The organism is Roseibium sp. MMSF_3412 (assembly GCF_030733265.1).
In the GTDB taxonomy this organism is placed as follows: Bacteria; Pseudomonadota; Alphaproteobacteria; order Rhizobiales; family Stappiaceae; genus Roseibium.
This window is the reverse complement of the sequence record NZ_JASHJI010000007.1, coordinates 39066-63556: the sequence shown is the minus strand read 5'-3', so window position 1 is coordinate 63556 and position 24491 is coordinate 39066. Positions and strand designations below refer to the sequence as shown.

Below are 24491 nucleotides of genomic sequence, written 5' to 3'. Positions count from 1 at the left end.
GTCCTCCTTGCCGGGCTCGGTTTCCGCTTGCATCGCGGGCGATGCTCCGCCAAACATCCGGCCATGTTGCAGATTTCTGACCTCACCTACCGGATCGCGGATCGCCTTTTGATAGACAAGGCGAGCGTTACCTTGCCTGGAAAATCCAAGACCGGCCTTGTCGGCCGGAACGGCGCAGGCAAGTCGACCCTGTTCAAGATCATTACCGGAGACCTTTCCGTCGAAACCGGGTCGGTACAAATCCCGAAACGCGCCCGTATCGGTCAGGTTGCCCAGGAGGCTCCGGGAACGGAAGACACGCTCATGGAGGTGGTTCTGGCCGCGGACAAGGAACGCAGCCGGCTTCTTGCCGAGGCTGAAACGGAAACCGACCCCGACCGGATTGCGGATATTCACACGAGGCTTGCGGACATCAGCGCCCACACGGCCGAGGCCCGCGCCGGGTCCATTCTCTCCGGCCTCGGGTTCGACGCAGACGCCCAGCAACGTCCCTGCTCATCCTTTTCCGGCGGTTGGCGCATGCGGGTCGCGCTGGCGGCGGTTCTCTTTTCGGAGCCCGACCTTCTGCTGTTGGACGAGCCGACCAACTATCTGGATCTTGAAGGAACGCTCTGGCTGGAGAACTACGTCGCGCGCTATCCGCATCAGGTTCTCCTGATTTCCCACGATCGCGACCTCCTGAACAAGGCCGTGGACAGCATTGTGCATCTGGAACGCGGAAAACTGACCTACTATTCAGGCGGCTATGACAGTTTCGACCGGCAGCGGCGCGAGGCCATGGTGCTGGCCGAAAAGGCAAAGGAAAAACGGGACGCACAGCGCAAGCACATGCAGGCGTTTGTCGACCGGTTCCGCTACAAGGCCAGCAAGGCACGGCAGGCGCAGTCGCGTCTGAAGATGCTGGAAAAACTGCAGCCGATCACGGCGCTGACCGAAGAAAGCGGCAAGCCGATCGAGTTTCCCGACCCCGGAGCACAGCTCGCCCCGCCGATCATGAAGCTGGAGGGTGTTTCAACCGGTTACGGCGATACCAAGATCCTGTCGAAACTGACTTTGAACATCGATACGGATGATCGTATCGCGCTGCTTGGAGCGAACGGCAACGGCAAGTCGACATTCGCCAAACTGATCTCCGGACGGCTCGGAGCGATGGATGGAGACATCACCAAGGCGACGAAGCTCAAGATCGCCTTCTTTGCCCAGCACCAGCTTGATGAACTGCGCCCGGCCGAAAGCGCCGTTGCACATGTCAGAACACTCATGACGGACGCGCCCGAAGCAAAGGTCCGCGCCAGGGTCGCCCGCTTCGGATTGCCGACCGATCGCATGGACACGCCGGCAAAGGACCTTTCGGGAGGCGAGAAAGCCAGGCTGCTGCTTGGCCTTGCAACATTCGACGGACCGCATCTCTTGATCCTGGACGAACCGACAAACCACCTCGACATCGATAGCCGTGAGGCCCTGGTCATGGCCCTCAACGACTATAGGGGAGCCGTCATTCTGATCAGCCACGACAGGCATCTGGTGGAGGCGTGCGCCGACAGGCTGTGGCTGGTTGCCGACGGGAGAGTCGCTCCGTTCGACGGAGACATGGAGGACTACCGCCGGCTGATCCTGCAAGGCCCGGATGCCGTGCAGAAAGCAAGGGCCCGGGCCGATGAGGAAGCCGAACGGGCGTCGGCCCAGGACAAGCGCCGCGAGGCCGCCCAGAAGCGCAGTCTGCTGAAACCGCTGAAACAGAAGATCGACGCGGCAGAGAAGGAAATGGCGCGCCTGCAGGAGAAAATCATCAAGCTGGATGAAGCCCTTGCGGACCCGGAGTTCTTCCAGCGCGAACCCGACCGGGCCACGAAATTTGCCAAGGAAAGGGCCTATTGCGAGAAGAAACTGGTCAATACGGAAGAGGAATGGCTGGAGCTTTCCGCCGAGTTCGAAGAAGCTGGGTAGACACTGTTTTTCTTTGGCCGAATGACACCCAGGTGTGACTTGGCTACTCAGGAGAACCGACGTTTTTCTGACTTCGATAAAACCTGAAATAAATATAAGTATTTGTTTTCAATCTGGAATTGCCCTTGCAGGCAAAAAATTTTTTCTACTAAATTGCTGGAATCGCAAACGTAAATCCGACAAGTGGGATTCTTCTAAATTTTTAGCCGACGTGCTCACATTTCGTTCGGAATTGGGATCAAAGATAAAACTTAACGCAGCGAGAGGGGATGCCCTTTTGCATGCCCGGTTTCAAATACCGAGTTCCCCGAAAGGCCATGTCATGCCAACCCGCAACACGCCCCTCAAATTGACACTCGCCCTGGCATTTCTGCTTGCCCCGGCTGCTGCAGCGGACCTGCCGCTTGTTTCCGACGCCGGTGTCAAGGCCTTCGCCAAGAATGGCAATGGCAACAGCAACGGGAATGGCAATGGCAACGGTGGCGGGAACGGTAATGCCAATGGTGGCGGGAACGGGAGTGGCGGTGGAAACGGCGTCGCTGGAAATTCGAACAGAACTGGCAATTCGGCATCCAAAACCAAGGGCAACAACGGATTTGGACTGCTCTCCAGAGGCAACGGCAAAAAACAGTCAACCCGCAAAAACGGAAACGGAAAAGGCCTGAACGGTTTCCTGAACACCGTTTTCGGAGAAAAATCAAACGGCCGAAAGCAGACCACCGCAAGACGGCAAGTTTCCAATGGTGGCGGAAAGGCCGGCAGCTATCGCCTTCCCAAGGCAGAACGTGCAACTCTTGCCAGCGTCTCCGCGATGCCGGCCGTCAGCCCCCGCTTAAAGGAAAAGAACCTGAATGCACGTCTCGGCAGACTGAACTCTCTCAGGAGGAACTATAACGCCTACATCAACTCCAAGGATCCGCATCTTGCGTCTGTTGTGGCGTATGTCGGTGCGTCGATCGAGTTCCAGAAGGCTTCGGAGGAATTGGCCTCGCTCTCTGAGAGCGTGGCTGCCGTGCGCGAAACTCTTCTCGGATCGGTCGACCCTGCAGGTCTACCCGAAGATTTCGACATCTCGGATCTGAAGACGCAGGAAATCGCAGACCAGGTGGCTGAAAAGATTACCGCGCTGGAAACCCAGATCGCAGAACTTGAAGCCCTCGACGACACCGATCTTCCTGACGATGCGGTTCCGGTCAGCGATCAGATCAATGCGTTGCAGGCGCAGATCGACACTTTGAACGGGATTGTCGACAGCCAGGAATTCGCAGATCTGCAAGCTGCCGAAAACGATGTCGCGCAAGCAGAAGCAAACGTCGCCGGCCTTGAAGACGGCGTCTCAGACGAAGCATTGAGAGAGGCGCTTGCCGGCATGATCAATGACAATCGCGTCGATGCGATCGACGATGAGATGGTTGACTGGGCACGAGACATTCTGGACGGCAAGACCGAAGAGATCCGAAACGCAACGGAAAAGCCGGACACGGCCGACACGCCGGTTGACGATACGCCGATTGACGATCTGGAAGAAACAGCCGCCCTGCCCTCAGGCAGCGAACCGACCGAAGATGATCTCCGCTTCAATCGGATCAACTGACAGGAACCGTCTATCCAGACATCTGCGCAAGTGGCAGGAGGCTCCGTCTCCTGCCATTTTTCTTAAGCCTTCTTTTCCCAGCCGCCTGACGATGTCTGCTGCCAATAGGCAATCTCGAAGCCTTCCGATTTGGCCGCCTTCCAGCGCAAGCGCGCCTCGGCCAGGGCGTCCTGATCATTGCCATCGAACATGTAGATCGCACGTTTGTAGCCACCGAGCGCCGGTGGGTCTGCCCTGTCGACCAGAAAACGCACATCCGCCTCGTTCGGATTGTCCTGGTCAGTCGTGAGATAGATCGGCTGATGCTCCGCATAACCGTCTGTCTTCGTGCCGTGCGGAAGGAAACTGTCGTCGGAGAATGTCCACAAATGGGCATCCAGCGCGCTGCAGCGTTCCTCGCTTCCCGTCTGCACGACAACCTTCCAGTCGCGTTCCAGGCACTTGAGCAGGAGTTGCGGCAGTGCCGCCTCAAGCGGCTTGTGCAACAGATGATAAAACATCACTTCGACGCCCATTGCCCTGCTCCCAAACGGCCTGTGTCATCTTATGCTTATGCACAGGTTATCAAGCCTTGCCGGGTGAACTGATGCGCACCTGCAACAGCCGGCCAGTCAAATGCGCTTCACCGCGCATGTGACATAGACAGGCCTTAAGACTCGTATCATTAACCCTTCGCAAATGTCGATTGACTAGTGTTCGTTCCCGGGAACGATCCAAGGATCATTGCTGGGTGGCCGGTGTCCGGTGGTCCCGAACCGGCCAAAGAGGGGATTTTGTGAATGATTGCACGCGTATTTGTGTTTTGTGCGCTGGTGGCCGTTGTTGCCGGGGCAACCTTTGGAATGGGAATGCTTGTTGAACCGGCCACCGCTTGCCAGGCATACAAGACCTGCTGAACACAACAGAAATAACGTAAAAAAACCCGCCATTCCGGCGGGTTTTTTCGTTTCAGGAAAGGCGTCGGTTCTCAGCCTTCGTAGTGGTCCGCGACAAGCTGGTTCAGCAGGCGCACACCATAACCGGATGCCCAGCCCTGACTGATGTCGTCCTTGGGTGCGCCGAATGCGGTGCCCGCCACATCGAGGTGTGCCCAGGGCACATCATTGACGAAACGCTGCAGGAACTGCGCCGCTGTTACCGAACCGGCCCAGCGTCCACCGGTGTTCTTCACGTCCGCATTCGGTGTGTCGATGATCTTGTCATATTCCTTTGACAGCGGCAGGCGCCAGAGCGGTTCGCCACTGGTTCCGGCCGATGACAGAAGCTTTTCCGCAAGATCGTCATCGTTGGAGAACAGGCCCGCATTGAGATTGCCCAGAGCGACGAGGACGGCACCTGTCAACGTTGCCAGATCGATCATGATGGCCGGCTTGTACTTCTGCTGCGTGTACCAGAGGGCATCCGCCAGAACGAGACGTCCTTCCGCGTCGGTGTTCAGGATTTCGATCGTTGTGCCGGACATGGCCGTCACGATATCGCCCGGCCGCTGGGCGTTGCCGTCCGGCATGTTTTCCACCAGCCCAATAACGCCGATAACGTTTGCTTTCGCCTTTCTGGCTGCAATCGCGTGCATCGCGCCCGTCACCGCGGCAGCGCCTCCCATGTCGCCTTTCATGTCTTCCATGCCGCCCGACGGCTTGATGGAGATGCCACCGGTATCGAAGACCACGCCCTTTCCAACGAACGCGACCGGTGCAGTGCCCTTCTTGCCGCCATTCCAACGCATCACGGCAAGGCGCGGCGGCCGCACGGACCCCTGCGCGACGCCGAGGAGCGCCGCCATCTTGAGTTTCTTCATCTCCTTCTCGCCGAGGATGTCCACCTCGACACCGAGTGATTGCAGCTCGGCGGCCTTTTTTGCGAACTCGACGGGGCCAAGCACGTTTGCCGGTTCATTCACGAGGTCGCGCGCAAGGATGACCCCATCTGCAATGCCCTCAGAAACGTTCCAGCTTTTCCTGGCGGCCTTGGTGTCCGGCACCTTCAAGGTGAGCTTGAGATCCTTCTCAGGTTCGGCCCCCTTCTTTTTCGACTTGTAGGTGTCGAATGTGTAAGCGCGCAGTTTTGCACCCATCGCGAACTCGGCAATCGCCGAAGCGGTAAGCTCAACGCCTTCAGGTACGTCAAACAGGATTTCAGCCGCGTCGGCTTTGGCTTTTTGAAGTGCGGCGAGAACCACGCCGCCAAACGCGCGCCAGTCTCCCAGCGAAACATCTTCTGCCTTGCCCAGACCGAAAACGATCAAACGGTCCAGCGTCAGGCCTGCGGGGGCAACAAGATCGAGTGTCGTCTTCTTCTTGCCGGAAAACCCGGCAATGCCCGCCGCCCGCTCAAGGCCGCCTTCCAGTGCGGACGTAACCTCATGAGCGATGTTGCCGAGGCCAAGCTTCTCGGTTGCCAAAACGACAGCCACGCCCTTCGTGGGAGCACCCGCTTTGGAAAAAGAAATCTTTGCTAGCTTGGTCATGCGTCGGTCCTTGTTCGGCTTTCGGTTGTCTTTCGGTTTCCAGGTCAACCCGGATCAGCTTGCGAGTGTGACCTGTTTAACGCAAATCATGGGGTTTTAACGACTTTTCGGCAACAGCGAACAAAATTAATGCAAATTAACCATTCTTATTTATGCGGCGTTCACCACATTACGTGCTATTCGGTGGCTGGGGATTTTTTCGACAATTTGCAAAGGGCTTGTCCGGTCAGACATGAAGACGCTCGAACGCTACATTATCCGGCGGACATTGTATGCATTCACGCTGACGATTGCAGCCATGACCGGCGTGGTGTGGGCGACGCAAGCTCTCAGGCAGCTTGATCTTGTGACATCAAAAGGTCAGACGATTGTCCAGTTCGTCGGCATCACCATGCTGGCCCTCCCCTTTCTGATCATGATCGTTGCCCCCTTTGCACTTATGCTCGCGCTGATCCTGGTCCTCAACGCACTGTCCGGCGACAGCGAGCTTATCGTCATCGACGCCAGCGGCGGTTCCAGATTTCTCGTGCTCAAGCCGGTCATGATCTTCTCCGTTGCGGTGATGCTACTCATATCCGCGCTGTCGCTCTACGTGGCACCCGGCGGGCTGGCACAGCTCAGGACAGAGATTACCCGCGTCAGAGCGGATCTCGTCGCGAATATCGTCAAGCCCGGCAAGTTCATAAACGTGGATAGCGGTCTCACGTTTCACATCCGGAACCGGTCGGGGAACGGGACACTTGACGGTCTTTTGCTCCACGACACGCGCGACGGGGAAACGGCGTTCACCTATCAGGCCGACACCGGGAACATCGTCGAAGCGGCAGACCGGACACTGCTCGTGATGCAGAACGGCACGATCCAGCGCCGTCCGAAGCAGCAAGGCGACATTTCGATCGTTCGCTTCCAGTCTTACGCCTTTGACCTGTCGAACCTGATCCCGGAAGCGGGAGAACCCGTGTTCAAGGCGAGTGAACGGACCACCGCCAATCTGCTTTCACCCGGCCGCAACGACGCCTATGCATTGAACAATGCAGACAAGCTGGCGAAAGAGTTGCACGAACGCTTCAGCCAGCCGCTCTACGCAATCGCTTTCGGACTGATCGTTTTCGCCTTTCTGGGCAAGGCACGGACGACACGGCAAGGCAGAGGCAGCGCGATCGTCGGTGCCATCGCCTGCTGCGTCATATTGCGGACCTCCGGATTTGGCGTGACGGCCATTGCCGGGGTCTCGAACGCCCTCCTGAGCCTGCTCTATGTCGTTCCCATCGCCGGCTCCGCCCTTGCCCTCATATCCATCTTCAGCGAACGCCGGGCGCAGCCGCGGTGGCTCGCTGCCCTGCACCATGCGCTGCAGGACCGGCTTGAGGCGATTGGCAACCGTCTCAACAACCGGCAGACCGGAGGAGCTTCATGATCCTCGGCCGGACACTCGCAATCTATTTTTCAAATCGCTTTCTCAAGGCGATCCTTGGCCTGTTTGTGTTCGCAGCGGTGCTGATTTTCCTGTTCGACGTTCTGGAACTGGTGCGCAGAGGCGGTGATCGCGAAGGGTTCTCCGTGCTCAGAGTGTCCCTGATATCATTGCTGCGCGTTCCCCTGCTCCTGGAGCAGGTTATCCCCTTCACGGTCCTGTTCGGGTCGATCGCCGCGTTTGTAACGCTTAGCCGCGCACTGGAACTGGTGGTCACACGAGCGTCGGGCATCTCGGTCTGGCAGTTTTCGATGCCTGCCATCATCGTGGGGATCATTCTCGGGATCGCGTCGGTGACCGTCTACAACCCTGCCGCTGTCTGGTTCCAGAAGAAATCCGATGAGGTTGCCACGGGTCTTTTTGGCGCCGATCAGACGTTTCTTCTCCAAAACAGCAACGAGGTGTGGGTCAGGCAGGATGGCCTTGATGGGGAATCGGTGCTCCTGGCCAAGCAGCTGCTGGATGGCGGCACCAGACTTCTTGGCGTCACCGTCTTCACATTCGACAAGGATGGCACATTCCGCGAGCGCATCGAGGCCGATGAAGCACGTCTTGGAGACGAAATCTGGTTTCTGCGCGACGCGATCGTCTACACAACCGAGCAAGATCCACAGCCTTATGGACAATACCAGGTCAGCACATTCCTGACCGCCACGGAGGTTCGCGAAAGCATCGGCTCACCGGAATCAATATCGTTCTGGAACCTGCCCCGCTTCATCGAACTGGCCAGAAATGCCGGATTGCCGGCTTACAGGTACAATTTGCAGTATCAGACTTTGCTTGCACGACCGCTTCTTTTGGTCGCCATGATTTTGATTGCCGCGGCAGTTTCCCTTAAAGTATCGAGATTTGGTGGGTTGGGGACCATGATTCTGGGTGGAATCCTGTCCGGGTTCGTGCTTTACGTTCTCACCGAGCTGGCGAAGGATTTCGGGGGTGCCGGTATTGTCCCCCCGTTGGTGGCTGCCTGGGCGCCCGGAGTGTTTGGAGTTCTTATGGGTTTGACAATTCTCTTGCATCAGGAGGACGGGTGAGACCGATGTCTTTACCGCTTTTCCTGAATAAAGAGAGATGGGCCAAACGGGGTAGCCTCCTCGCGGCAGCGAGCCTGCTTGCGATCAGCGCGGGACTTGCGCTCGTGCCGACCGGTGCGAGTGCACAGGACCTGACCAGCGGCCTGACGGGCGACGTCGACCCGGACGCGGAAATGCTGCTGGAATCCCGTGAAATCACCTATGACTTTGACAAGGATGTCATTGTCGCGACCGGCGATGTCCAGGTTTATTACGACGGCAGCACCGTTCAGGCATATCAGATCGTTTTTGATCGGAAGTCAGGCCAGCTGACCGCCCGCGGCAACGTGATCTTTATCGAATCCAACGGCAATGTCGTGCGCACGTCCGAGTTGACACTGTCGGAGGATTTCGCAGAAGGCTTTGCCAACGCGCTGCAGATTGATACGACCAAGCGCACGCGTTTTCTCGCGGAAAAAGCGCGCCGCGAAGGCAACAACGTCACCACGATCGAAAACGGCGTCTATACGGTCTACACAAAACCGACAAACCCGCCGAACAAGCCGCCTCTCTGGCGCGTGCGGGCAGAAAAGATCATTCACAAGCAGCAGGAAAAGATCATCCGCTTCGAAAATGCTGCCTTCGAAGTCTATGGCAAGCCGATTGCGTGGCTCCCGTATCTGTCGATGCCGGACCCGACAATCAAGCGCAAGTCAGGATTTCTGATCCCAAGCGGCGTTGTGAACGACAAGATCGGATACGGTGTCACCGTTCCGTATTACTGGGCGCTCAGCCCGCACTACGATCTGACGACCACCCTCACGCCGCTGACAAAACAGGGCCTTTTCGGCGACGTTCAGTACCGGCACAGGTTCCAGTACGGACAGGTCAGTTTTTCGGCTGCCGGCCTGTTTCAGGCGCAGCCGAGCGAGTTTTCGACGTCGAGGGCGGATGAGCGCTGGCGCGGAGCGGTCAATTCGTCCGCTTCGTTCAACCTGAGCAGAGACTGGACCCTCGGCTGGGACGTGACCTACAAGAGCGACCGGCAGTTCTTCAAAGACTACTCCATGGCCAGTTTTGGCGGCGGTGATCCGTCGGAGATCTTTCTGGAAGGCAGGAACGATCGAAACCTGCTTTCGGTCAGAGCCTACGCCTTCCAGATTTCACAGGAAGACTATGAGGACAGCGATTTCGATGCGGACGGCTTCTCGCCGGTCGGAAGCTCGCTGCAGGACAAGCAGCCCCTGGTTCTCCCGGTCATTGACTATGACTACGTCTTTGCCGACCCGATCCTTGCCGGTGAATTGTCTCTTGCAGCGAATTTCACGTCACTGACCCGCGATGAAACCGATGCATTTTCCATCGACGGCGGCACAACGGCCAGGTTCCGCGGTGTCGACGGCACATTCTCGCGTCTCTCGCTGCAAGGCGACTGGCGGCGCACCTTCATCGACCCGCTTGGCCAGTCCTTTACGCCGTTCGCCTATATGCGCGGTGATCTGTTCTTCCTGGCCTCGCCGGATTCCGATGTCACCGCGCTCGCAGGCGAAAGTTTCGTTGGCCGCGCGATGCCGGCGATCGGACTTGAGTATCGCTATCCGATCATCGCCACGTTCGAAGGCGGCAACCAGGTTTTCGAACCCATCGCCCAGATCGTCGCACGCCCGAATGAACAGCGGATCGGTGAATTGCCGAACGATGACGCGCAGAGCATCGTGTTCGACACGACCACACTGTTCGATTACGACAAATTTTCCGGTTTTGACCGCGCTGAAGGCGGTACACGGCTGAATGTCGGGCTGAACTACAAGCTTCAGCTCAACAGCGGCTACTATCTGAGCGGCCTGTTCGGACGCTCGTACCAGTTGGCCGGCGAGAACTCCTACGCAACGCCGGACATTCTCGGTGCGACCGAGGATTCCGGTCTGGCCACGACGCTTTCGGACTATGTCGGCAGCCTTTATCTGGACACGCAATACGGTGTCAAAATCGGAGCCCAGGCGCGTTTCGACAAGGAAGATTTTTCCGTCAACCGTCTCCAGGCACAGGCGAGCGCGATCTACGGACCGGTGGTGTCTTCCCTCGCCTATGCATTTCTTGGCGAACAGCCGGATGTGGGGATCGATACGCCCCGCGAGGAAATTCTCGGTTCGGCAAGCCTTCGTCTCCAGGAAAACTGGAGAGTCTTCGGGTCGATGCGCTACGACATCGAGAACTCGAATATTGTCCAGGACGGCGTCGGCATCGGTTACGATGACGAAGGCTTCTCTTTTTCTGTTTCCTACGCAGAGGACCGCAGCCGGAATGACGGCGACTCGGTCAACCGCACCCTCTATTTCCGCATCGGCCTGAGAACCATCGGCAACACCCAGGTTTCCAGCGGCGCGCTTAACTAGCCGTTCCTCTCATCGGACCAATTTCAGTTAAGAAAAAACACTCCGGTTCACGAGATTATGTCCGCATAAGATTTCGCGAGACATTTTGCTGCCATGATATCAGGCATCATGCAGGTATTATTTTGAAATCGCGCCCCTTATATGCGAGAAAGCAAGCCACAATAACACTAACTTCGGTTTGGCTGCGGGCCAACACAGAAGGTTGACCAATGCGACTGCGTTTTGCCCCTGTTTTCCTGAGCCTTGTCCTGGCACTGATGACGCCGGCAATCACTCCGGCCCATGCAGCAATCAAGGTGATTGTGAATGACGTGCCGATCACGGATTACGACATAAGCCAACGGGCGCGCCTGATCACGCTGACACAGCGCAAGTCGTCATCCGTTGCAAAACGTCAGGCACAACAGGAACTGATCGACGACCAGGTCAAGCTTGCCGAGGCGGAACGAATGGGCATCGACATCGGCCCGACGCAAATCGACAACGCTTTCAACAACATCGCCCGCAATGTGAAAATGTCGCCAAGCCAGCTTTCCAAGGCGCTGCGCAGCGGCGGTGTTCAGCCGGCCACTCTCAAATCGCGACTGAAGGCGCAGCTTGCCTGGAACCAGTTGCTCCAGCGCAGGTTCAGCGGCCGGATTGAAGTGGATGAGTCCGACATTATCGCCGCGTTGCAGAAGAAAGACGAGGCCGACAGGCAGAAGTCTGTTGAATATGACCTGAAACGCGTGATCGTTGTCGTACCGAAAAACTCGTCAGGCGGCTTCAAGTCGAAGCGCAAGCAGGAGAGCAACAAGATCCGCTCGGCCTTCAATGGTTGCGACGATGCCGGCAGCGTGCTCGGCCAATACAGCGAAGTCGTCGTCCAGCCGATCGGACGGCGACTGGAAACCGAATTGCCTGCGAACATGCGCGATGAGATCAGCGCGATGACACCCGGCAGCCTGACCAAGCCGTCAACCACGCCGGTCGGCTACGAGATGATCGCAATCTGCGGAAAACGCGAAATCGCGTCTGACATCGGTGTGCGCGCCGAACTGGAAAACGAGTTGCGCGCCAAGGAAGGCGAAAGCCAGTCCCGGAAATACCTGATGGATGTGCGCCGCCGCGCAACAATCATCTACCGCTGATCCCAGATGAGCCCCAAGCAAGCGCCGATTGCGGTCAGCATGGGGGAACCGGCCGGCATCGGCCCGGAGCTCTCCCTTTTGGCGTGGTGGAACCGGAAAGCCATCAAGCTCCCCTGCTTTTACGTCCGTGGCGATGAAGCCCTGCTTGCCGCACGGGCGAAAAGGATCGGCCTCAGGGCGAAAATCGTGTCCTGTGAACCGGAGGACGCGCCCGAAGCCTTTCACAAAGGACTGCCTGTCGTGCAAACAGGCGACCCGCTGACCGACACGCCCGGCATTGAACAGGAAGCTGCTGCGCGCCCGGTTGTCGAGGCAATCGAGGGATGCGTTGAGGATATCAAGGGTGGCCGTGCATCGGCACTTGTCACCAATCCGATCAACAAGGCAGCACTTTACAAAACCGGGTTCGCGTTTCCAGGACACACGGAGTTTCTGGGTGCGCTTTCCCGAAAGCACTGGCCAGATACCGAAGCAAAACCCGTCATGATGATCGCCGGACCGGATCTGATGGTCGTGCCCGTCACCATTCATATCGCGATCCGTGAGGTGCCCGATGCGCTCAACCAGGCCCTGATCGTCGAAACGGCGCGCATAGCGGCAACGGACCTGAAGGACCGGTTCGGCTATACGGATCCAAGGCTTGCTGTTTGCGGTCTCAACCCGCATGCCGGTGAAAACGGATCGATGGGAAGCGAAGACGAGGACATTGTCAAACCGGCAATCGAAACGCTGAACGCCATGGGCATTCATGCCACAGGGCCCCATCCGGCAGACACCCTGTTCCACGCCGAAGCTCGCAAAAACTATGATTGCGTGCTTGGCATGTATCACGATCAGGTCCTCATCCCGGCCAAGACCCTTGGCTTTGACGACAGCGTCAATGTCACGCTCGGACTGCCCTTTGTCAGAACGTCACCGGATCACGGAACGGCCTATGCCATTGCCGGAAGTGGCAGCGCACGCATTGACAGTTTTGCGGCTGCCGTGCGCATGGCGAGCGCGCTGTCAAACCCGCATTTGCTGTAACTGATCAAAATGGCCCAGATCGACGACCTTCCCCCATTGCGCGACGTGATCGCGGCACATGACCTGAACGCCAAGAAATCGCTTGGTCAGAACTTTCTGCTCGATCTCAACCTTACGTCCCGCATTGCCCGTTCGGCGGGAGATATCACGGATGTGACGGTTCTGGAAATCGGACCCGGACCCGGCGGCCTCACGCGCGCTTTGCTTGCCGCAGGAGCCGGAAAGGTCGTTGCGATCGAGAAGGATACAAGATGCCTGCCGGCGCTGGCGGATATTGCGCAACGCTACCCAGGCCGTCTTGAGGTGATTGAAGGCGACGCGCTTGAACTGGATCCGGTCTCGCTGACGGGCGGGGGCCCCGTCAGGATCGTTGCCAACCTGCCCTACAATGTCGGCACGCAATTGCTGTTGAACTGGATTACCACACCGCATTGGCCGCCGTTCTGGTCCTCGCTGACGCTGATGTTTCAAAAGGAAGTCGCTGAACGCATCACGGCGGAACCGGCGTCCAAAGCCTATGGAAGGCTGGGCGTGCTGACCGGCTGGCGGTGCCATAGCGGAATTCTCTTCGACATCAGCCCGAAGGCCTTTACTCCGCCCCCCAAGGTGACCTCGGCCGTTGTTCACCTGACACCGCGCGCAGATCCCCTGCCCTGTGACCTGAAATCCCTTGAACGGATAACCGCCGCTGCCTTCGGTCAACGCCGCAAGATGTTGCGCGCAAGCCTCAAGCCGCTTTCGCGCGAGGCGGAAAACCTGATCGAGTCAGCAGGTATCAAGCCGACAGCGCGCGCGGAAGAAATCGATATCGAGGGTTTTGTGCGCCTGGCGAACGTGTTTCCACCGCCTGCGACGGATTAGGGTACGGACCCATAAATGACGCCGATTTGGCGGCAGAAATGGCAAAATCTCGCGAGGAAGCGTGTGCAGAGCGGGCTTTATGCCCGGTCAAGCGCGGTGACGCTGCGAGATACAGCCATTTTGCCGTCCTTCGGATTTGGCCGTTTCGGCCATCTGCCACGTCGCGAAAGGCTTGAAAATGAACCACATTTCCTGCGCTTTCACTTCTCGCAGTTGGTCAAAACGATCCAAACCAAATTGACTTCATTTATGAGCCCGTACCCTAGAGCCTCTGGCGATCTGTCGCGGGTCTCAGCTCTTGTCGCCGAGTTCCGTTTCCAGATCATCGACCATGCCCTGTATGAGAGGGCCGATCTTGGGTGAGCGGAACTGCTTCAAGCGTTCGGCCCTGAGGATCGCACGCACATTTTCATAGGCGCGCTCCAGGTCGTCGTTGACGACCACGTAGTCATACTCGGACCAGTGTCGCATTTCGCCGACCGCTGTTTTCATGCGCTTCGCGATGATCTCGTCGGCGTCTTCGGCCCGGCGGAACAGGCGCGACTTCATCTCCGCAATGGAAGGCGGCAAGATGAACACGGAAACCACGTCCGAGCGCATTTTTTCATAGAGCTGAAAGGTGCCCTGGATGTCGATGTCGAACAGAATATCGCGCCCGTTCTCGATGGCCTCCTCGACCGGACCGCGCGGCGTCGCATAATAGTTTCCGTGAACTTCCGCCCATTCCAGCAATTCGTCGTGCTCGCGCATCTGCTCGAAACGCTTGGAGTCCAGAAAGTGATAGTGAACCCCATCCACTTCACTGGAGCGGCGCGGGCGCGTCGTTACGGAAATGGACAGTTCCAGGTTGTCCTCCTTGTCCAGGAGAAGACGGGCGATCGTGGATTTGCCCGCGCCCGACGGTGATGACAGCACCAGCATCAGTCCGCGCCGCTGCTGTTCCGCCTGCTCTGCACTGACGATGGTTCCTGCAGATGTTGCAGTCATGGGTCTCACTCCAGGTTCTGTATCTGCTCGCGCATCTGGTCAATGACGGCCTTCAGGTCCAGTCCGATTGCCGTCAGATCCACATCGTTGGATTTCGAGCACAGCGTATTGGCTTCCCGGTTGAATTCCTGTGCAAGAAAGTCAAGGCGCCGTCCGATAGCGCCTCCGGTGCCTATCAGATCCCGTGCAGCCGACACGTGGGCGTGCAGCCGGTCCAGTTCTTCCCGGATATCCGCCTTGGTTGCGAGAAACACCGCTTCCTGATGCAGCCGCTGCGGGTCGAATTGGCCATCGGATGCTTCCATCAGGTCCGCAACCTGTTTGCGGAGCCGCTCCCTGATGGCCTCAGGATGTCTTGCCGGAAGGTCTTCGGCCGCCTGGGTGAGCTGCGAAATCCTGTCAAACTGGCCGCGTACAACGTCGCTGATCGCCTGTCCCTCGGTGTGCCGCATGTCCACCAGATCAATCAGGGCTGCGTCGAGCGTCGTCAGGAGAGCCTTGTGTAATGCTGCCTGTGTTTCCTCGTCGTCCTCGGGTTCCTTCAGTTCAAAAACACCCTTTTGAGAAAGGATACCGTCCAGCGAGGGCGGAGCGAGGTCGGGAACACGGTCTTTCAGAAGATCAATTGTCGACAGAACCGCTTCCAGCGCGCTCTCGTTCACTTGCAGCATCTGCTCCGACTGATCCCGGTGCATGGCGAGACCGATGGAGACATTGCCGCGCCTGAGCACCTTGCTGCAGCGTTCCCGGATCTGAGGCTCCAGCGCTTCCAGCCCGGCCGGAATACGAATACGCAAATCCAGCGACTTGCCATTGACCGACCTGAGTTCCCAGGTCCATCGGACCGGTCCGGACTCTCCAACCGACCTTGCAAAACCTGTCATGCTGGCTAACGCCATTTGCCCCTCCGCACTTTAAACAGAGCCGCAAAGCCCTGCCTTTCTGCGATCCTGCGGTCAATTCCGTCTAGTTGGACGTCGCAGGTTCCGTGTTCTGCTGTTGCTCAGCCTGCCGGCGCTGCCGTTCGATCTGGCGCCACTTGCGGACGTTTTCCTGATGCTGTTCATAAGTCTCGGCAAAAACGTGCCCGCCGGTACCGTCGGCGACAAAGAAGAGATCCTGCGTACGGGAGGGATTGGCAACCGCCTCCATGGCGGCCCGCCCAGGATTTCCGATCGGTCCGGGCGGAAGCCCGTCGATCTGGTAGGTGTTATACTTGTTCTGAGCGTTGATCTCGGACTGCTTGATGGCCGATCTGTCCTTCAGCCATGCCTCGCCCCCATAAAGCCCGTAAAGGATCGTCGGGTCCGACTGCAGGCGCATGCTCTTGTTCAGACGATTGACAAAGACACCGGCAACCCTCGGGCGTTCATCTGCAAGTGCCGTTTCCTTTTCCACGATCGAGGCCAGAACAACCAGTTCCTCCGGTGAGGAAACCGGCAGGTCGTCCGTGCGCCGCTCCCAGATTTCGGCGAGAAGCCGCTCCTGCGCTTCCTTCATCTGGCCGAGAACCTCCTGCCGCGTCGTGCCCCGCGCGAACGTGTAGGTCTGGGGCAACAGGTCTCCCTCGGCGGGGACATCCGTTATCTCGCCGACAAGGATCGGGTGCTCGCGAACACGCTCAAGAATCTGCGCGGTCGTCCAGCCTTCCGGGATCGTCACGGAATGCGTAACAGCGTTGCCCTGGACAAGATCGGTCATGATCTCGTGCATCGACACGCCGGGGGCAAAGGCATATTCACCGGCCTTCAGATCGGTCGCGTTCTTGTAAAAGCGGATACCCAGATTGAAGACCCACTCATCGAAGACGCTGTCACCGATAACGCCTTTGCCGGCCAATCGGTTGGTGATGCCCGAAAGACCGGAACCCGAAGTGATCACGACCGTCGCGTCTTCGGTCAGGGGACCGGGTTGTTCAAATTTCGTTTTACCGAAATAAAGCGCTCCACCCACGGCGGCGAGGCCAAACACAGCGAGCGTGATAATCAGATTGCTCAGGATGACCAGGGGATTGCGCACATGCCTGGAACGCTGCGGCGGTGCAGGCGCTGGTTCAGGCTGCAGGGCTTCGCGTGGGCTTTTCGGCTTTCTGCGCATATCGGGTCGCACCTCCAATATTGAGCTCTTGCGAATGAGCCGAGCTCAAGCGGACCAGTCGTCACATTCAATTTCTACGGCCGGACACTGGGAATCAGTCCCGGTCGAACAGAACTTGAAAGGGTTATGCGGCAACTTTACGGAAGACAACTGACGCATTTGTTCCGCCGAAGCCGAATGAGTTCGACAGAGCCACGTTGATGTCCAGTTGCTTCGGTTTATGCGGCACCAGATCTATTTCGGTTTCCACCGATGGATTGTCGAGGTTGATGGTTGGCGGCGCCATACCGTCCCTGATCGCCAGGATCGAGAATATGGCCTCAACAGCACCAGCGGCGCCGAGCAGATGTCCGATCGAAGACTTCGTCGACGACATGGTCAATCCCGCTGCGTGCTCTCCGGCAAGCCGGGTTACTGCGCCAAGTTCGATTTCATCGCCAAGAGGCGTGGAGGTGCCGTGCGCGTTGACATAGTCAATGTCGGCGGGCGTTATACCGGCACGGTTCAGCGCGGCTTCCATGCACCTGTAGGCACCGTCGCCATCGGAAGACGGAGCCGTGATGTGATGGGCATCCCCGGAAAGACCATATCCGATCACCTCGGCGTAGATCGTGGCTCCACGGTTCACCGCGTGTTCGTATTCTTCAAGAACGACCACGCCGGCGCCTTCTCCCATGACGAACCCATCACGGGCAACGTCATACGGGCGGGAGCCCTTTTCGGGCATGTCGTTGAAGCCGGTGGACAAGGCCCGGCAAGCCGCGAACCCGGCAATGGCCAGACGGCAGACCGGAGATTCCGCGCCACCCGCCACCATGACGTCAGCGTCACCGAAGGCAATCAGCCGCGACGCATCGCCGATCGCATGCGCACCGGTCGAACACGCCGTGACAACGGCATGGTTAGGTCCCTTCAGGCTGTGCCGGATGGACACGTAGCCGCCTGCAAGGTTGATAAGACGGCCGGGAATGAAGAACGGGCTGACGCGGCGCGGACCTTTCTCGGCCAGCAGATGCGCACCCTGCTCAATGCCCTGCAGTCCGCCGATGCCGGAACCGATCAGAACGCCGGATCGGGCCTGCTGTTCATAGGTCTCAGCCTTGAAACCGGAGTCTGCCATCGCCTGATCGGCGGCAGCCATGGCGTAGACAATGAAGTCGTCGACCTTGCGCTGTTCCTTGACGTCCATCCAGTCATCCGGATTGAACGCCCCTTCCTCGCCAGGGTCGCGGGGGATCTGGGCGGCAATCTGGCAAGCCAGATCATCAACCTTGAAATTCGTGACCTTGTTGGCCCCGCTCTTTCCTGCAAGGATCCCTTTCCAAGTGGCATCGACGTTACCGCCAAGCGGTGTCACCATGCCCAACCCAGTTACGACAACTCGCCTCATACACCTGCACTTACGTTGGAAGGGCCAGGCGGAGAATGCCCCGCCGGCCCAAACATAAAACCAAATTCAAGAAGGGCCTGACCCTTACTTGTTTGCTTCCAGAAACTTGACCGCGTCACCTACGGTCAGGATCGTCTCGGCAGCCGTGTCGGGGATCTCAACACCGAACTCTTCTTCGAATGCCATGACCAGCTCGACGGTGTCGAGGCTGTCTGCACCGAGATCATCAATGAAGCTTGCGCCTTCCACAACCTTGTCAGCGTCGACACCGAGGTGTTCAACAACAATTTTCTTCACCCGATCCGCGATATCGCTCATCTTTCACTTCCTTATTCTTCGTCTATTCATCACTCGCGAAACTGCCCCGGCCCTTGGGCTAAACAGACAGTACCAACTCGCGGTCTTGAAGATGTCTCAGCGTCACCGCACCGGGAGACCGGCCCCAATAACGCAATTCGTAACAATCGGCGGGTTGGTAACACACTTTGTTGACCATTACCAGCCAGTCCGGACCGCTTTGAAACGGTCTGGTTTCTTTTTGCCATCCCGGCAAAATTCCCTTTTAAATCATAGCCATGCCGCCGTTGACGTGGAGGGTCTGGCCGGTCACGTACGCCGCTTCTTCGCTTGCCAGGTAAAGGACCGCGGAAGCAATCTCCGAAGACGTGCCCAATCGCCCGGCTGGAACGCTTCCGAGAATTGATTCTTTTTGCTTGTCGTTCAGAGCGTCTGTCATGGCGGTTTCAATGAACCCGGGCGCCACCGCGTTGACGGTGATGTTGCGGCTGGCGACTTCGCGCGCCAATGATTTGTACATGCCGATCATGCCCGCTTTCGCAGCGGCATAGTTGACCTGACCCGGGTTGCCGGTCACCCCGACGACGGAGGTGATGCCGATGATACGGCCGTTCCGGCGCTTCATCATGCCCTTGATCGCGGCCCGGCAAAGACGGAACCCGGAACTCAGGTTGACCTCGAGCACCTGATCCCACTCGTCGTCCTTCATGCGCATGAAAATGTTGTCGCGTGTGATCCCGGCATTGTTCACGAGAATGTCGACCGAGCCCATCTTCTCTTCCGCGGCAGGCAGAAGGGCATCGACGGCATCGCGATCCGACAGGTTTGCCGGTGTCACGAACGCCCGTTCGCCAAGCTCGGCTGCCAGCGCTTCCAGTTTTTCTGCGCGCGTGCCCGACAGAGAGACCGATGCTCCTTGTGCATGCAACATGCGGGCGATCGCTTCGCCGATGCCGCCCGTTGCGCCCGTGACGAGCGCGTTCTTGCCTTCCAAGCTGAACATTTGGGGTCCTTCCCTCATCAATCTTCGATCCTGCACGCGACGGCAGTGCGTCACCTGCGGTGCAGACTAACCGCCGAGTTTCTCAATCAGCGCGTCTATGTCTTCCGGCGTGTTCACGGCGATGCCCGTTGATTCCTTGTTGATCCTGCGGACCATGCCCGTCAGCACCTTGCCGGTGCCGACCTCGACATGGGTATCAACGCCCTGACCGGCGAGCCAGAGCACGCTCTCACGCCAGCGGACCGTGCCGGTGACCTGTTCGACAAGCCGGGCGCGAATGTCTGCCGGGTCGGTAATCGGTTCGGCCAGAACGTTGGCGACAAGCGGCACGGCAGGCGGGCTGATTTCCGCATTTGCGAGAGCCTCAGACATGGCGTCGGCAGCCGGTGCCATCAAGGAGCAATGGAACGGGGCGCTGACAGGCAGCATCACCGCGCGGCGGGCGCCCTTTGCCTTCGCAATCTCGACCGCGCGCTCGACGGCAGCCAGATGCCCGGAAACGACGACCTGTCCGGGCGCGTTGTCGTTGGCGGCCTGACAGACTTCGCCTTGTGCGGCTTCCTCGGCGATTTCGGCGGCAAGCTCAAAATCGAGACCCAGCAGCGCTGCCATTGCGCCAACACCAACCGGCACTGCATTCTGCATGGCATCGCCGCGTACACGCAGCAGCCGGGCCGTCGTTGCAACATCTATGCTGCCTGCGGCTGCAAGCGCGGAATATTCTCCGAGAGAATGCCCGGCGACATAGGCGGCGCTTGATTTCAGATCGAGCCCCTTCGCCTCCAGCACCCGCATCGTGGCGAGGCTCACCGCCATAAGGGCGGGCTGCGCATTCGCGGTCAGGGTCAGGGTTTCTTCCGGTCCGTTCCACATGATGTCGGACAGTTTCTGTCCAAGCGCTTCATCCACTTCCTCAAAGACGGCTTTCGCTTCCGGAAAGGTATCGGCAAGCACCTTGCCCATGCCAACGTTTTGGCTGCCCTGGCCTGGAAATGTGAACGCTATGGTCATCTGGAATACGCCTCCATGTACGTGCTCGGGTCTGCTTCCTGTCTGAGGCAACGACCATCTGCTATTGGAAGAAAGCGAAGTGTCGCGCCGGACCGGGCGACGTCAAACTTGGCGCGAGGCTATGATACGCTCTTGCCCGACCTGTCAAGACCCGGAACGGCTTCAAACCGAAAATCTCGCCACTTTTATCCGAAAAATGTCCAACTGGCCGTGATTTTTCGTCTTCTTTATTATAACTCCGCCTGCGTGCCATCCAGCGTTTCAACACATCTGCTGCAGCCCTTGGGAGTAGATAAGCGGTGTTTTCGCCGTTTGAAGCGATTGAGCTTGCATTTCCTTCAAAACAGGGTATAGAGCGCGCTTCATCCGGGCTTTGGCCGGGGGCTGAACGGAAGGGCGTTTGCCAGGATCTTTTCAAAAGACCCGACTTCCCGTGTTCCCACTCCCGTAAGATTTCTCGTTCGCCTTTCCGGGTCTACGAGGAGGCTTTGCGCCAATCCCGCGTTGTCAACACGAAGAAAGGCTTGTTTCATGCCTCTTTATGAGCACGTTTTCCTGGCGCGCCAGGATGTTTCGGCCCAGCAGGTCGAAACGCTCGTCGAACAGTACAAGGGCCTCATCGAAGGCGCTGGTGGCTCTGTCGGCAAGATCGAAAACTGGGGTCTGCGGACCCTCGCCTACCGCATCAAGAAGAACCGCAAGGCTCATTACACCCTGATGAACATCACGGCGCCGCATGCGGCTGTTGCCGAGATGGAGCGTCAGATGGGCCTCAGCGAAGATGTCCTTCGCTTCATGACCTTCAAGGTAGACGAACTGGACGAAGAACCGTCCGCAATGATGCAGAAGCGTGACCGTGACGACCGCCGTGGCGGTGGCCGTGGTGATCGTGGTGAGCGTTCAGGTGGTGGCCGTCCGCCGCGCCGTGGTGATGAGGAGTAAGAGACAATGGTTGATATTGCACAGCTTCCGAGCCGCCGTCCCTTCTTCCGCCGCAGGAAGACCTGCCCGTTCTCCGGTTCCAACGCACCGAAGATCGACTACAAGGACATCCGTCTCCTGCAGCGCTACATTTCCGAGCGCGGCAAAATCGTTCCGAGCCGCATCACCGCGGTTTCCGCGAAAAAGCAGCGTGAACTGGCGCGCGCGATCAAGCGTGCCCGCCTTCTCGGCCTGCTGCCGTTCGTGATCAGCTAAGGTTTCTGAACAGAAACCCGTTCTCCCGGGTCCGCCCGGGAGATCCGTATTGGGACCGCGGAGAAACGGTCTCTAACCGCCACATGGCGGGACAGTAGGAGAAACAAAATGCAAATCATTCTACTTGAGCGCATCGCCAAGCTCGGCCAGATGGGTGACACCGTCCGCGTTCGCGACGGCTATGCCCGCAACTACCTTCTGCCGCAAGGCAAGGCACTGCGCGCCAACAAGGCCAACCTGGAGCGTTTCGAGCGCGAGCGTGCGCAACTCGAAGCCCGTAACCTGGAACGCAAGAGCGAAGCCGAAGCCGTTGCATCGAAGCTGGACGGCGAAGCACTGGTCATGATCCGGTCCGCCGGTGAAACAGGCCAGTTGTACGGTTCCGTTTCCACGCGCGACATTGCAGAAGGACTGACCGAGGCCGGCTTCAGCGTTGCCCGCAGCCAGGTTGAACTGCGCACCCCGATCAAGACGATCGGCCTGCACAGCGTCCTGATCCGCCTGCACCCGGAAGTCGAAGTCACCATCAGCGTAAACGTTGCCCGCTCAGAAGACGAAGCGGTCCGTCAGGCTGCCGGCGAAGACCTCACGACCCCCGAGCAGGACGTCTTTGAATTCGAAGAAGACGAAGAAGCAGAAGGCGGGGAAGCTGAAGACGGAGAAGCTGCAGCCGAAGGCGAAGGCGAAGCTGTCGAGGAAGCTGCAGCGGAAGAAGAACAAGTCTAACCGGCTTCAAATTCATTCCGGCAATTTTGTGAAACGGCGCTGCTTGCAGCGCCGTTTTTTTGTTTTGCCGGCAATCTTCGTAAACCGTTTTGACTGCCCCCTAATGCAACGGGTACAGATTCTCCGGCAAGGCTTTGAAAGCACAACGGAATTCTTTAACTTCTGATTAACACTTTTAAAAACATAATAGATTTCAATGACTAAGAGCTATCGCCTTGAGTCTTCAAACAGCTTTGGAGTCAAGACGGATTTGAGTCTTTCCCCGCTGATCTGCATAAGTCGGTGGGAAACAGTGACAGCTGTTTTTGAGCCTTGAGACGACCAGCAAGTGAAGGTATGCCGGATGGACTTGGGATATCGGGGGTCGGTATGAAGGGCACGCTTAAGAAGGTCGAAACTGAAGAAGACGTTCAACGTCTCGCGCCGCATAACGCAGAGGCGGAGCGCCAGCTGCTGGGCGCAATCCTGGTAAACAACGAAACGTTCTACCGGGTGTCCGACTTTCTGGAACCGCACCACTTTTTCGTCCCCTCCCACCAGGACATCTACGAAAAAATCGGCCATCTGATCCGCGCCGGGAAGACCGCGTCTCCGATCACGCTGAAAACATTTTACCCGGCGGATGCGAAGATCGCCGATCTGTCCGCGACGCAGTTCCTGCTGCGACTGGCCGGTGACGCCGCCTCCATCATCAACGCTGAGGACTACGGGCGCACGATTTACGATCTTGCCATCCGCAGAAACCTGATCCGGATCGGCGAAGACATGGTCAATATCGCCTTCGACGCACCGATCGACGTACCCCCGGGCCAGCAGATCGACGATGCCGAGCGCCGCTTGTTCGAACTTGCCGAAACCGGACGGAGCGAGGGTGGTTTCGTCGCTTTCGGCGATGCGCTGACAGAAACCATCGAAATGGCACACGCCGCCTACAACCGCGAAGGTGCACTGTCGGGCATTTCCACGGGGCTGCGTGAGCTGGACCGGCTGATGGGCGGTTTGCAGCATTCGGATCTTATCGTGCTTGCCGGGCGTCCGGCGATGGGGAAGACCTCGCTTGCCACCAACATCGCCTACAACATCGCCCAGGCCTACAAGTCCGAAGAACAGAAGGACGGCGCGATCAAGACGGTAAATGGCGGCGTCGTCGGTTTCTTCTCACTCGAAATGTCGGCGGAACAGCTCGCGACCCGTATCATTTCCGAGCAGGCCGAAATCTCTTCCTCCAAGATCCGCCGGGGCGACATCACGGAAGCGGAGTTCGAGAAACTCGCCGCTTGTGCCCAGACAATGCAGTCTGTTCCGCTGCACGTCGATCAGACGGGTGGCATCTCCATCGCCTCTCTCGTCGCCAAGGCACGCAGGCTGAAGCGGCAACGCGGACTGGACCTGCTTGTGGTCGACTATATCCAGCTTCTGTCAGGATCGGCGAAGAACGCCGGAAACCGGGTTCAGGAAATCACCGAAATCACGACCGGGCTGAAGGCACTGGCCAAAGAGCTGAATGTCCCGATCATCGCCCTTTCCCAGCTCTCCCGCCAGGTCGAGTCGCGCGATGACAAGCGGCCGATGATGTCCGACCTTCGCGAATCGGGTTCAATCGAGCAGGACGCCGATGTGGTCCTGTTCGTTTACCGCGAGGAATACTATCTTTCCAAGACCGAGCCTGATGTCGGATCGCCCGAATACGCCGCGTGGGAAGCCAAGCATGACGCTGCCAGAGGCAAGGCCGAAGTGATTATTGCCAAGCAGCGCCACGGACCGACGGGCACCGCCAATCTTCACTTCCAGGGCGAATTCACGCGCTTTTCCGATCTTGCAGAAGACGATCATCTGCCACAGCGCTACGAATAGTCAGCGCGCACATCTCCGATG

Annotated in this window: 21 protein-coding genes; 12 read left to right on the top strand and 9 right to left on the bottom strand. The window is 58.2% G+C overall.

Features of this window, described 5'->3' with window-relative positions:
• Positions 1-63: 63 nt before the first annotated feature.
• Both RBB49_RS14155 and RBB49_RS14150 read left to right on the top strand, forming a co-directional pair.
• Positions 64-1947, top strand: a complete 1884-nt coding sequence (locus RBB49_RS14155) for an ABC-F family ATP-binding cassette domain-containing protein (protein WP_306143489.1) — start codon at positions 64-66, stop codon at positions 1945-1947.
• Positions 1948-2269: 322 nt separating this feature from the next.
• Positions 2270-3541 carry a hypothetical protein gene (locus RBB49_RS14150; RefSeq protein ID WP_306143488.1) on the top strand — a complete coding sequence of 424 codons (1272 nt, stop codon included), beginning with the start codon at positions 2270-2272 and terminating at the stop codon, positions 3539-3541.
• Positions 3542-3603: 62 nt separating this feature from the next.
• Here the strand turns inward: RBB49_RS14150 and RBB49_RS14145 are convergent, their stop codons facing one another.
• Both RBB49_RS14145 and RBB49_RS14140 read right to left on the bottom strand, forming a co-directional pair.
• The gene (locus RBB49_RS14145; protein WP_306143487.1) at positions 3604-4056 is read right to left on the bottom strand and encodes a DNA polymerase III subunit chi; all 453 of its coding nucleotides are present in this window, start codon (positions 4054-4056) and stop codon (positions 3604-3606) included.
• 452 nt (positions 4057-4508) lie between these two features.
• On the bottom strand, positions 4509-6008 hold the full coding sequence (locus RBB49_RS14140; RefSeq protein WP_306143486.1) for a leucyl aminopeptidase: 1500 nt from the start codon (positions 6006-6008) through the stop codon (positions 4509-4511).
• Between the two features lie 232 nt (positions 6009-6240).
• Here RBB49_RS14140 and lptF point away from each other — a divergent pair, with 232 nt between their 5' ends.
• The 6 genes from lptF (at position 6241) to rsmA (ending at position 13908) form a co-directional block, all read left to right on the top strand.
• On the top strand, positions 6241-7425 hold the full coding sequence (gene lptF, locus RBB49_RS14135; RefSeq protein WP_306143485.1) for an LPS export ABC transporter permease LptF: 1185 nt from the start codon (positions 6241-6243) through the stop codon (positions 7423-7425).
• A complete protein-coding gene (gene lptG, locus RBB49_RS14130) occupies positions 7422-8516 on the top strand; it encodes an LPS export ABC transporter permease LptG (RefSeq protein WP_306143484.1) in 1095 nt (364 codons plus the stop codon). Before lptF ends, lptG begins: the two co-directional genes overlap by 4 nt.
• 5 nt (positions 8517-8521) lie before the next feature.
• Positions 8522-10891: an LPS-assembly protein LptD gene (locus RBB49_RS14125; protein WP_306143483.1), complete on the top strand. Its 2370-nt coding sequence runs from the start codon at positions 8522-8524 to the stop codon at positions 10889-10891.
• A gap of 209 nt (positions 10892-11100) precedes the next feature.
• On the top strand, positions 11101-12021 hold the full coding sequence (locus RBB49_RS14120; RefSeq protein WP_306143482.1) for a SurA N-terminal domain-containing protein: 921 nt from the start codon (positions 11101-11103) through the stop codon (positions 12019-12021).
• 6 nt (positions 12022-12027) lie between these two features.
• On the top strand, positions 12028-13047 hold the full coding sequence (pdxA, locus tag RBB49_RS14115) for a 4-hydroxythreonine-4-phosphate dehydrogenase PdxA (protein ID WP_306143481.1): 1020 nt from the start codon (positions 12028-12030) through the stop codon (positions 13045-13047).
• Positions 13048-13056: 9 nt separating this feature from the next.
• On the top strand, positions 13057-13908 hold the full coding sequence (rsmA, locus tag RBB49_RS14110) for a 16S rRNA (adenine(1518)-N(6)/adenine(1519)-N(6))-dimethyltransferase RsmA (protein ID WP_306143480.1): 852 nt from the start codon (positions 13057-13059) through the stop codon (positions 13906-13908).
• 291 nt (positions 13909-14199) lie between these two features.
• Here the strand turns inward: rsmA and gmk are convergent, their stop codons facing one another.
• The 7 genes from gmk to fabD all read right to left on the bottom strand — a co-directional run bounded on the left by gmk (position 14200) and on the right by fabD (position 20693).
• On the bottom strand, positions 14200-14895 hold the full coding sequence (gene gmk, locus RBB49_RS14105; protein WP_306143479.1) for a guanylate kinase: 696 nt from the start codon (positions 14893-14895) through the stop codon (positions 14200-14202).
• 5 nt (positions 14896-14900) lie between these two features.
• Positions 14901-15794, bottom strand: coding sequence for a YicC/YloC family endoribonuclease (locus RBB49_RS14100; protein WP_306143478.1), 894 nt, complete (start codon positions 15792-15794; stop codon positions 14901-14903).
• 67 nt (positions 15795-15861) lie between these two features.
• A complete protein-coding gene (gene mltG, locus RBB49_RS14095; protein WP_306143477.1) occupies positions 15862-16992 on the bottom strand; it encodes an endolytic transglycosylase MltG in 1131 nt (376 codons plus the stop codon).
• Between the two features lie 124 nt (positions 16993-17116).
• The gene (fabF, locus tag RBB49_RS14090; protein WP_306143476.1) at positions 17117-18382 is read right to left on the bottom strand and encodes a beta-ketoacyl-ACP synthase II; all 1266 of its coding nucleotides are present in this window, start codon (positions 18380-18382) and stop codon (positions 17117-17119) included.
• 84 nt (positions 18383-18466) lie between these two features.
• Positions 18467-18700, bottom strand: a complete 234-nt coding sequence (locus tag RBB49_RS14085; RefSeq protein ID WP_006931822.1) for an acyl carrier protein — start codon at positions 18698-18700, stop codon at positions 18467-18469.
• A gap of 244 nt (positions 18701-18944) precedes the next feature.
• Positions 18945-19682, bottom strand: coding sequence for a 3-oxoacyl-[acyl-carrier-protein] reductase (gene fabG, locus RBB49_RS14080; RefSeq protein ID WP_306143474.1), 738 nt, complete (start codon positions 19680-19682; stop codon positions 18945-18947).
• A gap of 66 nt (positions 19683-19748) precedes the next feature.
• Positions 19749-20693 carry an ACP S-malonyltransferase gene (gene fabD / locus RBB49_RS14075; protein ID WP_306143473.1) on the bottom strand — a complete coding sequence of 315 codons (945 nt, stop codon included), beginning with the start codon at positions 20691-20693 and terminating at the stop codon, positions 19749-19751.
• 531 nt (positions 20694-21224) lie between these two features.
• Here fabD and rpsF point away from each other — a divergent pair.
• From rpsF to RBB49_RS14055, 4 genes are all read left to right on the top strand, one after another.
• Entirely contained in the window at positions 21225-21635 is a 411-nt protein-coding gene (gene rpsF, locus RBB49_RS14070) for a 30S ribosomal protein S6 (protein ID WP_306143472.1), read from the top strand.
• Between the two features lie 6 nt (positions 21636-21641).
• Positions 21642-21890 (top strand): 30S ribosomal protein S18, encoded by a 249-nt coding sequence (rpsR, locus tag RBB49_RS14065; RefSeq protein WP_029066450.1) that lies wholly within the window; start codon positions 21642-21644, stop codon positions 21888-21890.
• A 108-nt stretch (positions 21891-21998) separates the two neighbouring features.
• Positions 21999-22616, top strand: coding sequence for a 50S ribosomal protein L9 (rplI, locus tag RBB49_RS14060; protein ID WP_306143471.1), 618 nt, complete (start codon positions 21999-22001; stop codon positions 22614-22616).
• A 369-nt stretch (positions 22617-22985) separates the two neighbouring features.
• Positions 22986-24470 (top strand): replicative DNA helicase, encoded by a 1485-nt coding sequence (locus RBB49_RS14055; protein WP_306143470.1) that lies wholly within the window; start codon positions 22986-22988, stop codon positions 24468-24470.
• The last annotated feature ends 21 nt before the right edge of the window (positions 24471-24491 follow it).